The sequence below is a fragment of the Algoriphagus sp. Y33 genome, assembly GCF_014838715.1.
Classification (GTDB): Bacteria; Bacteroidota; Bacteroidia; order Cytophagales; family Cyclobacteriaceae; genus Algoriphagus.
Window position 1 is genome coordinate 137,477 of sequence record NZ_CP061947.1, and the last position, 11,356, is coordinate 148,832.

5 protein-coding genes and 1 pseudogene are annotated in these 11,356 nt (G+C 46.0%); 5 read left to right on the forward strand and 1 reads right to left on the reverse strand.

What is annotated here, in order from left to right; translation table 11 throughout:
- Positions 1-964 precede the first annotated feature (964 nt).
- The 4 genes from ID165_RS00560 to ID165_RS00575 all read left to right on the forward strand — a co-directional run bounded on the left by ID165_RS00560 (position 965) and on the right by ID165_RS00575 (position 10,542).
- Entirely contained in the window at positions 965-1,831 is an 867-nt protein-coding gene (locus tag ID165_RS00560) for a hypothetical protein (protein ID WP_192348474.1), read from the forward strand.
- Positions 1,832-1,841: 10 nt separating this feature from the next.
- On the forward strand, positions 1,842-2,573 hold the full coding sequence (locus ID165_RS00565) for a TMF family protein (RefSeq protein ID WP_192348475.1): 732 nt from the start codon (positions 1,842-1,844) through the stop codon (positions 2,571-2,573).
- 205 nt (positions 2,574-2,778) lie between these two features.
- Positions 2,779-6,366, forward strand: coding sequence for an RHS repeat domain-containing protein (locus ID165_RS00570; protein ID WP_192348476.1), 3,588 nt, complete (start codon positions 2,779-2,781; stop codon positions 6,364-6,366).
- A gap of 12 nt (positions 6,367-6,378) precedes the next feature.
- The gene (locus ID165_RS00575) at positions 6,379-10,542 is read left to right on the forward strand and encodes a DUF6443 domain-containing protein (protein ID WP_225586919.1); all 4,164 of its coding nucleotides are present in this window, start codon (positions 6,379-6,381) and stop codon (positions 10,540-10,542) included.
- Positions 10,543-10,785: 243 nt separating this feature from the next.
- Here ID165_RS00575 and ID165_RS00580 read toward each other — a convergent pair whose 3' ends face one another.
- Positions 10,786-11,031: a DNA-binding protein gene (locus ID165_RS00580; protein ID WP_225586920.1), complete on the reverse strand. Its 246-nt coding sequence runs from the start codon at positions 11,029-11,031 to the stop codon at positions 10,786-10,788.
- Positions 11,032-11,070: 39 nt separating this feature from the next.
- Between ID165_RS00580 and ID165_RS00585 the strand changes: the two are divergent.
- A pseudogene (locus ID165_RS00585) lies at positions 11,071-11,238 on the forward strand (transposase); the annotation flags it as partial.
- Positions 11,239-11,356 lie beyond the last annotated feature (118 nt).

Sequence of the window (11,356 nt, forward strand, 5' to 3'; positions counted from 1 at the left end):
GTCTCGTCCCTTTTTCCACCTCCTGCACCATTCCTGATTTCCAGCCTATGCTCCGGGGCAGCAGACAATGGACTTATTTCCTTATTTGGCCTAGAGGTAAACCCCAGGCTAAAAATCTGTCATGCCTACGGCATTGCTTCGTTTTTACAGGGTCTTGGGATCAATCCATCCAAATTCTCACACGCACCGCAGGTGGACTTTCAACCTTTTCTTGTTAAAAGTTAATCCGTTAAGCGTTATTCCAACACGCCGTGGTAACCCCTTTAACTTTTCACTTTTCACCTCCCCTCGGGACATAGGAGTTGGTATTCCAACTAGTCCAAGTCAGGAGAACTAGGTTGTCTATTTATGGTGCCGCCCATGTCTTCAGGAATGGTCTTGATTGTTTTAGACCAAAAAATAATCACAAAAATAATAACCCAGTCTGAAGCTATTTTAAATTAGGTAAAATGAATTTCCCATGCATAAAATATCTGAACATGAATTTTTTTCACTCCGCATGTATCCGGTTTGTACACAGCCCTTTGCAGAGTCAGTTTTTTATTTGAAAAAAAATGCTTTCTATTGTCGAAAATTTAGGTTGATCAAAGCTATTTCCTCAAGAGAAGCCAAGGTTTCACTTCGAAGGCAATAAATTTTTCGGTCTTTTTTTGTAGTTATCAAGAGTAAACATCGGAGACTATATAGAACTAGACAGGACTTTTTTCCATAGTTTAGGTATAGTGGGGAACTTAGGATGGTAGTATTAATCTCCGTTTTAATAGCGTAAAATAAAACGGATTGTTTTTGGCCAGCTGGGTCTACTGTTGCTGTATGTGAGGCGTGTGAAAATCTCTGCGGAAGGAGGGTGGGGCTAGCGGTAAAATCTGGAATCCGGCTGTTTGTCCGGCAGTGCAAAACCCAAATAACAATGTGAAGCCGGTGGAATAGAATGGTTTGAAAACTAAACAACAACATAATTTTTATGAAGAAAAAATTACTTCTCCCCCTTGCCCTGAGCGTTTTTTCCATTTCAGGCTTCGCCCAGGTTTATACAAACCCAAGTACAGGAGATGTGGGAATCGGAACGAGTTCCCCGCTTAAAAAGCTTCACGTAGTTGGGGATACCCGAATTCAGAGGGGTGGGAGCACAAATTATTTAGACTTTTCATTTAATGCGAGTTATACGACAATAATGTCTGACCATCCAGGTACAGGTCAGAAAAGTCTGGTGATTGGCGTGTCCCCCACAGGTCCGACAGGGACTGACCGTCATATATTTTTTCAGGCTGGGAAATCTTCCGGGGCTATGCAGACCAGGATGATTATCCATGGCAACGGGAATGTGGGGATTGGGAATACCAGCCCAACATATAAGCTTCAGGTGACAGGTAATTCCAAATGGACTGGGAATGCATCCAGTTTTACCGAGGTGAATTCTAACACAAGCGGCCAATATTTAAGACAATATGGGAATGACGGTTCCACACAGAGCTGGTTGATCAGAGGTTATGCTTTAAACGGTGTACAGGCAGAGTTCAACAGTGGGGGTATAAATGTCAATGGCAAGATCAAAACCAAAGAAGTCAATGTCACAGCTTCCGGTTGGCTTGATTATGTATTCAGACCCGGATATCAACTGATGCCTTTATCAGAACTGGAAACCTTTATTCACAAGAACGGACACCTTCCCGATGTGCCCACCGAGGCTGAGGTAATGGAAAACGGGGTCAATCTGGCAGAGATGAATGCGAAGCTGCTGGAAAAGGTGGAGGAGTTGACGCTGTATGTCTTGGAGCTACAAAGAAAGAATGAAGAACAGGATGAATTGATTAAAACACTAATGAACTAACGGCTGAACCATGAATAAAATAATTATTAGTTTGTGTTTGTTGTTCCTGTCAGGATTCGTAATAGCACAGTCAAATACTTTTCCGACTACTGGAAATGCCGGTATAGGGACATTGTCACCTACTTCCCCCCTACATGTAATAGGGGATATCAAGTTGCACGGAGCAGTGAGAGTGCATTCCTCAGACGGAAACCAGGCAGGAGCTTTAATGGCAATAGGAGATCCCACAACACAAAATGGATTACAGTTGGATGCCCATAGAGGTAGTGGATATATTTTGTTTTCTACCAATAGCGCAAGTGGAACCCGGGAAAAAATGAGGATTCAAAATAATGGTAATGTGGGAATCGGAACGAATAATCCAACTTATAAGCTTTCTGTAAACGGAACCATCAAAACCCAGGAAGTAAACGTGACCACCGCAGGCTGGGCTGATTATGTATTCACCCCTGAATATCAATTGATGCCTTTATCAGAACTGGAAGCTTTTATACAGAGGAACGGACACCTTCCCGATGTTCCCACAGAAGCCGAGGTGATGGAGAATGGGGTCAATCTGGCAGAGATGAATGTAAAGCTGTTGGAAAAGGTGGAGGAGCTGACGCTGTATGTGATTGAGTTGGAAAGTAAGGTTGAAAATCAAGAATCTACAATTGAAAAATTGTTTATCAAGCTTGAAAATATCGATTCAATGCTCAGTAGATTAGTTGAAGAAGGCAATTTGAATTCTGGAAGACTATAGGGAATAAAAAGAACAGGCAAGTGTTTAAGAACAGTTAGTTAGTAAGAAAACTATGAAAGCTAATTTGCCCAAGTCTTACGAATGGATCAACAAGATAACATTGGAAGGTGTGCCCAAAAATAACAATATAAACCCGAAATCCAACCAAGAGTGTAGTAATTGAACAGTATAACCAATAATGGATTTTTAAACCAAAAGCAGTAATATGAATAGGGTAGTGAATCAATATTACAAACTTGATAAGGCTGTTATTATAGTAAGAAGTGTTTTTTTAGTTTTCTTTATATTACTCTCATTAGAGTCTATGTCGCAGGACGCATCGATAATGAATGTGACTGATGTGCTTCCTCCTTCGCCGAATGCATCCGCTATTGCTAGGTATGGGGAAATCCCCATTAACCAATCTACCGGGTCTATAAATTTGTCTATTCCTTTGATGGAAGTTAGAGCGGGTAAACATGTTTTGCCTATTTCCCTAAACTATGGATCAAATGGGATCAAAGTAGATGAAATAGGGTCTTTGGTGGGAATGACATGGGTATTGAGTGCAGGTGGGGTTATTAGCAGAACGGTTAGGGGCCACCCGGATGTATTGCCAAGGTCCTCGCCATTACCCGCAGGCTTTCCGAGTTATAATCAACAGAATTTGGATTTTCTGAATTTGGCCGCAATGTCAAACGAGGAGCCGGTTTCTGGAATGGATTTAGAGCCTGATCTTTTTAATTTCAATTTTGGCTCCTATTCAGGTAAGTTTGTTTTAGATGGATCGGGTAATGTGGTTATGTTCCCAAAGAAGAATTTAAAGATTTTGATGGGCGACCTTGGCACAATCATAATAACAACACCTGATGGTACAAAATATACTTTTGGAGTGACAGAGACGTCCAAGACTGTAGCTGCAGGGAGCGAAGGGTGTGGGCGTAGTTTTGACCAACCCGTTGTCACTTCCTGGTATTTGTCGGAAATAATGTACCCTGATGGACAAAGCTTTACCCTATCATATGCTTCTGTATTGACGGATTATTTCGTTGGGGTTTCCCAGACCTTAGTACGCACACAAACGGCTACACGTTTGAGGGCTATATGTGGTACCCAAAGATGTATGGATCGCCAGGAGACAATTACCTGCGTTTCAAATTTACAATCTGATATGAAGGTTTTGGCATCGATAACATCAAGCACAATGGGTATTGCGCAATTTGAGTATACACAACAGCCCGGTTATTTGCCTAATCGATTATTGACGGGGATAAACCTATCCATAGGGACAGTTACATTAAAGCAGATAGATCTTGAATATGATTATGTTACCAGTGCTCCGGGAGGTCTAGGGAATTCCAATGCAGAGAATGTAAGGATGTATTTGAATAAGGTGACGGAACATTTGGGAAGTGGTAATAACCCACTTGTGCATGAGTTCGAATATAACGATAAAGGTGCATTACCTCGTCGCCTATCATTTTCAAGGGATCATTATGGGTATTTTAATGGAAAAAGCAATTTCTATCTTATTCCCAATGCTCCGCAGGGTTACCAGAATATTTTTCCCGTCAATATGGGGAGCAGGGAACCTGATCCGGTCGCTGGTGCCAAAGGATTATTGTCGAAAGTCACTTACCCTACTGGGGGAAGTAGTAGCTTTTATTATGAAGGTCACACAGTACAAGGGTCAGTGAATACGTTACCCGTGTTATCCAGTATAAGCAGAATGGTTACTGGTATAGATGACAATATTTCGCAGACGATTACCAGTGTTCCTGTAATTTCGGCGGGTACAGGAAAAGGTGTGGTTACGGTAAGTGCAAGCCAGGCAATTGCGAATCCGTTCTACCCCTATGACCCGATACACAATAAAGTTGAAATCAGGATAAGAAACCAAACAACCAACACCTATATATATGGATATACGCTGGGAATGGATGAGTCCAGGACAGATTCGGTAAACCTTCAGCAGGGAAACCAGTACGTCATGGAGCTTACCGCATGGGGGGAAATCATGGAGGGTTCAGCAGTGTTCAAATATATCAGTTCAGCAGGATCTCAAAGCCAGGGGAATGTACCCATTGGAGGTGTGAGGATAAAAAGGATCTCAGATAACGATGGATCGGGATCCTTGTCTGAAAGGGAATATTTCTACTCCGGATGGACTTCACCATCATTATCTTCAGGAGCCCTGACAGCTCCAAGACCGGAGTATTACTATGCCTCTTCCGACAGACAATTTTGTGAAATTGACGGTGAAGATCCTCCTATTGACCAATTGGGTGTTGAATGTGAATATATCTTTGCCACCTCAGGTGGGAGGGTAAGTACAGGCGGGTATTCAGCCCATATTTATTACAAAGAAGTAAGAGAGTCTAAAGGTTTGAATTTCGCCAATGGGGGTACTCTTTACCGTTACACTTTCCGGGCGGATGCTGAAGGGATAGCTGATTTTGGGAGTGATATACCTGGGGCATCCCTCGCCCATTGGGGAGATGAAAGCGGATTATTGCTTGAAAAGTCTGATTTTAAAATGGTTAGCGGACTGCCTGTATATGTGAAAAAAGAACTGCATACCTATAAAGCGGATCCCTCTTCAGATGTAGTGGTTCCAGGGTATGTGGTGAGGAAGAGATATCAACCTAGAGCAACTTCAGGAACCAACTGGCAGGTTTTGTTTGATCCATATGATGCTATGAGATATGAAATCCGTGCTAAATGGAAATATCGAGATTCGACCATTGTAATGGATTATGGTCTAAACAATAGTGTTATGACTAGGGTTAGCGTGTATTCTTACGCCAACGGAGTGCACATGTTGCCGACCAAGGTGGAGGTGACAGGCAGTGACGGGCATAAGGAAGTTGAATACACGGTATATCCCCATGACTATCCTAACACGACCGGTTTTATCGCAGCGATGAAAAACAGGTATCTGATTGGTTACCCTATAGAGCAAGTGAAATATAGAGAGGTAGGAACTAACAGAACCATTCTGTCAGGAACTGTGACCAAATATAATTCAACCGGTCAAGGCTTGGTTGACAGGATACAAATTTTGGAAACAGAAAGTCCCATACCCTTGTCATCTTTTAAATTTAGTCATAAGTCGGTTGGTCAACTTCCTCCTTCAGGAAGCTCCTCTTCTTTTTCTACGGACAGCCGATATCGGGATAAGCTTACTGTTAGTTCTTATGATATTTATGGTAATCCTACTCAGATGATTACCGATGGAGGAGAATCAAAATCCTACCTCTGGTCCTATAATTTCCAATACCCGGTTGCTGAAGCCATAAATGCTACTTTTAGTGAAATTTCCTTCACCTCGTTCGAGACGTCGGACAAAGGCGGCTGGACTTACTCAGGCGCCCCTGTTACAACCTACAAGACAGGAAAGAAGGGCTATAATCTAAGTTCCGGTTCGGTTACCAAAACTGGGATTTCCGCCTCCTCGTCCAGCCCCTACCGTGTTGGCTTTTGGGCAAAGACAGTGTCAGGCACCGGTTCGGTGAATGTGGGGGGGCAGAGCGAATCCCTTACAACAGTCTGGAAATGGGTGGAAAAAAACATTACCACGACCAGCCTGACCATATCGGGAAGCAGTATAATTATAGATGAGCTCAGGCTTCATCCTGCTGATGCGATGATGACCAGTTATACCTATGAACCTTTGGTTGGCATGACCAGCCAGACCGATCCGAGAGGCTACACGGTAAACTATTTTTACGATACTGCGAACCGTCTCCAGACCATCAAGGATGAAGACGGCAATATCCTGGAGCATTACGAATACAACTACGCCGGCAACTAACCCATTTTTAAGATGAGACACTATCTGTATACTACCCTTTTTCTGTTTTTGGTTACCCTAACGTCCTCAATTGGCCAGACTACGGAGAACTTTGTGAAGACTTACCGTGCGCGCACAGGAACCGCTACAGTGTCCACTGTTACGGGGGGCACGCCCGGGCAGTCCTATAAGACGTTTACCTACTTTGACGGCCTGGGCAGACCCCAGCAGACGGTTGGCAAACAGTCCACGATCACGGGCAAGGATCTGATTACACCCATAGACTATGATGATTTTGGACGTCAGAAAAAAGAGTATCTCCCGTATTTTGAATCTTCAGGCACCCAAGACGGCCGATTCCGAACCAATGGATTAACGATGCATTCCAGCAGGACCAATCCTATTTACGGGGATACCTATGGCTATTCTGAAATAGACTTCGAGCCCTCCCCGCTGAACCGGGTGGATAAGCAAGCCGCCCCGGGCAGTGCCTGGAGACTGGGCACGGGGAAGGAAGTGAAGTTCTCCAGAAGGCCCAACACCTCTGGGGAAGGGGTGAGGATCTTCACGGTAAACAGTGCGGGGCTTCCCGTGACCTCCGCCGCGTACGGGAACAACCTGCTGTGGGTGGAAATCACCCAGGATGAAGACGACAAAACCACCGTCCAATACACCGACAAACTGGGCAGGGTGATCCTTAAAAAAGTACAGAATACCGCCTCGGCCACGGGAAACGGACATTCGGGCTGGCTGTGTACCTATTATGTGTATGATGATCTGGGCCAGCTCCGTGTGGTGATCCCACCCCAGGCAACCCAGATCATGCTGGGCAAGGGGTGGAACCTTTCAACCAATGCGACACTGGCGAATGCCCAGTACTTCCGGTATAAATATGACGGAAGAGGCAGGCTGACCGAAAAGTATGTTCCGGAAAAGGGTGTTGAGTACTACCTGTATGATCTTCAGGACAGACAGGTGGGCTTTCAGGACGGGAATCTGAGGAGTGAAAGCAAATGGCTTTATACCAAATATGATGCCTTGGGAAGGCCGGTGATGACAGGACTTATCACAGTACCGACTACGACCACATTCGCTTCCCTGCAGACCACGCTGAACACGATGGGTGCCAACAACGCCACGGTGAAAGCGAACACCGCAAAAATAAAAACCGGAACGACAATTACCTCTGCCAAGTACGACGGCTATCAGGAGTATGTGGCATCAAGCTCCATCATCCTGCAGAACGGGTTTACGGTGAAGGCGACGGGAAACCAATTCTTCACCGCAAGGATCGGCACACCACCCGCATCGGGGGCGGCAGGGGCATGGCCGACGGACGAGGGGGAGATTCTGACGGTAAACTATTACGACTCCTACCAGTACCTGACCGGTTTATCCTACGCCAATCCGGGCTCACCCTTTCAGTCAACTGCCACGACCAGAGTGCACGGGCTACAGACAGGCAAAAAGGTCAAGGACCTGGAGACCGGGCATTTTTATACCACGGCTTTTTATTACGACAACAAAGGCAGGGTGGTCCAGACACTGGGGCAGCATCAGGTTGGCGGAACGGTACGGTCTTCCACCGCCTATAACTTTGAGGACCAGCCTACCCACAGCCTGACCGCCAATTCCCTGTCCTCCAATTACACGGTTCTCCGCGCCTATACCTACAACGTGATCGGGCAGCTGGAGAAGATTACCCATAAAGTGGGAAGCGGGTCCGTAAAGAACCTTGCCCAATACACCTACGATGACCTGGGCAGGCAGACAGGCAAGACCTTTCCGACGGTGGCCTCCAATGCCAACCAGACGGGCACGTACAATATCCGGGGCTGGCTGACAGGGCAGGGCTCAGGATATACGGGAATCTTCAGGCAGACCTTGTATTATAACAGCGGGGCGACTGCCAACAGGTTCAACGGGAACATAGCGGGGGTTTCCTGGACAGGGGGACAGGAGACCACCCCGGTCACCCGTACCTACAACTATGCGTATGACAATGCGAACAGGATCACTGGAGCCACATTCACTTCAACGGCCACCGGGGAAAACAGCCGCTACAACCTGAGCGGGATCGCCTACGATGCCAACGGGAACATCAAGACCATGACCCGGCGGGGAGAAAGGGCTGCCGGGAACTATAACATAGTCGATGCACTGACTTATAGTTATGAGACCAACACCACCTTTGGGGATATCTATTCCAACAGGCTGCTGGGAGTGGCAGACGGACAAAGCTCCAATACTTTTACCTCCAAAGATTTCAAGCCCAACACCGGGGCAACGGGGAATTACCTTTATGATGCCAACGGGAACCAGCGGGTGAACAAAGACAGGAGAATTTCGGAGACCAAATTCAACCACCTGAACCTTCCCGAAGAGATCACTTTCTCCACGGGAGGCAAGCTGAAATTTGCCTACGATGCGGAAGGGAACAAACTGACCCAGAAGGCTTACGACAGCAGCGGATCCCTGACCAAGACCCGGGATTACATCGGTGAGGTAGTGCTTCTGAACGGAGCCCTGGATTATCTGGTGCATGAGGAGGGAAGGATAGTTGCGGAGGAGAACCAACTTTGGAGTGAATTTTATGTGAAGGACCATCTGGGGAATGTAAGACAGGTGCTGCGCAGTCCTACTGTCCAGGCCTTTACGGCCACGATGGAGACAGGCCGTGCAGCGTCAGAGGAGCTGGAGTTTTCCATGGTATCGGAATCCAGACAGACCGAGCCCGAGCATAATGTGACCGAGGGCGGAAACCAAGTCGCTTGGCTGAATGCCGACCGTGGAAGAATGGTGGGACCCGGAAGAACCCAGGAAATCTATGCGGGTGACAGTTTAAAACTTCAGGTACACGGCAAATATCTGGAGGACAAAAACCAAAAAGTGAACGCCGCAAGCTTTATGGCAGCGGGGGGCAGGGAAAGACTGGTGGCAGACCTGAACGAACTGGCGTTGAGCACCCAGCGTGCGGGCGGTGCAAATCCCATTGCCCTGCTGAATCTGGCGGATATCCTGGCCAAGGACCTGCAGAAGAAAGAAGCTCCCGAGGCCTATCTGATGTATGCACTCTATGACCGGGACAGCAACAGATATGAGGTGGGCAAGAAAGTCCTTTCTAAAAATGCTGCAAACCGGCATGAAGTGTTGGAAGAGAATATGTATATTTCCAAAGACGGATATATGGAGACCTTTGTGGTAAACGAAACCTCGGAGGATGTCTGGTTTGACAATATGACGGTGATGAGTGTGAGTTCGGCCATAGTACAGGAAACACATTATGATCCCTGGGGACTGGAACTGAAAGGACTGGGCTTTCAGCATGGATTATACAAGGCAAACAAGTATCTTTATAACGGGAAGGAGCTGATAGAGGACGAAGGTCTTCAGTATTATGATTATGGGGCTAGGATGTATGATCCGGCGATAGGAAGATGGGGAGTTGTTGACCCGTTGGCAGACCAACGCTCATGGGTCTCTCCTTACAACTTTGTACAAAACAACCCTCTCAACAGGATCGATCCTGATGGAAGACTAGACTGGGTGGCCAATAGGGAGGGAGAAGTGTATTGGGATGAAAATGCAACTTCCCAGGCAACCACAAAGACTGATGAAACTTATCTGGGTAAATCCGGGACAGGGATAGACGAACAGACCGGGAATATGTTGGTGTACAATTCTGATGGGTCAATAGATCAGGGAATGATGAGTTTGGGAGAAGTGACAGTGTCAGCCACTCAATCAGATCATGAGAGAACAATGAGTAGCCCAGTTGTACAGAACATGCGAGCAAACAGCGAGCGGATTAAAAGCGAAGCGTTACCTTTTGCCCGGCACATGGTTAGAAGTGCAATTGATGGTGCAGGATATACAGGTGCAGGAATAACAGCAGTCGGGACCGTGGTGACCCCCTTTGTCCCCCATATTGGAGTGGGATTGTTGGCTGTTGGCGGTACTGTGTCTACAGCGTCAGGATTTGCTAGTGCAGGTATGAACGCGTTAGAAGGGAATTTTGGTTCTGCGGCAATTGATGTCGGGATGGTTGGGTTAGGGAGTGCAGGGTCATCAGGACTTAAGGTTCTCAAAAATAGGCAGTTTATAAACACTACAGATGAGACGGTATTAAGGTCTATATATAATAGTTCGATGGATATTCTTGGGATTGGGATAGTTCCTGCAGTTAAAAAACGATGATGATTTTTATAGGATTATTAATTTTCATTTTGGGTGTATATCTCTACTTTCGGATCATCAGGAGAGATAAGGTGGGTATTCATAAGTTTAATTCTGAATATAAGATTAGAAGAAACCTGTTTATCTATTCGTTAATGACCGTAGGATTTATAATGTTCATAAGGGAGCTGATTATATGGTTGACATCCTAAAAGTTAGAGCTAGTTATTAAAAGAAAAGCCCCGTAATTGGGGCTTTTTCTCATTACAGCGCAGCGATACTTTTGAGTTTGGCGGCCTTGATGAAGTCATCGATGGTTGCGAAGACGTGTGACTTGTTTTCGGGATCGAGATTTTGTATCTCCTTGAGTTTTTTGAGGGTTTCGTTGTCAATGCGCTCGTACTCCCCATCCTTGACCAGATAATCCAGTGTGACCCCGAGTGAGTCGGCGATCTTTGCGGCCACGTCAATTGATGGGATGTTTTCACCCAGGTAAACCGGAACCTTCAAAACTACAAAGCCAGGGCGAAACCCCTACTCACTTTAGAGGAAGGAATACAAAAAAGAAAACAGCGGGCAACAGATGTAGAACCTGTTTTCGGACAGCTCAAATACAACAAGGGCAGGGGCAGATATATGCTCAGAGGCAAAGAAAAAGTCGAAATCGAAACCGGCCTGCTGGTCATTGCCCACAACCTGGCCAAAATGACGGGGTGAACAGGGCAACCTCATTTTTTCATCCAATCCATTCCAAAAGACTGAAATATCAGCCCAATCCACAGAGCAATTACAAGAACCAAGAATCTGTTAGAGTTAAACGATGTTCAAAAAAATA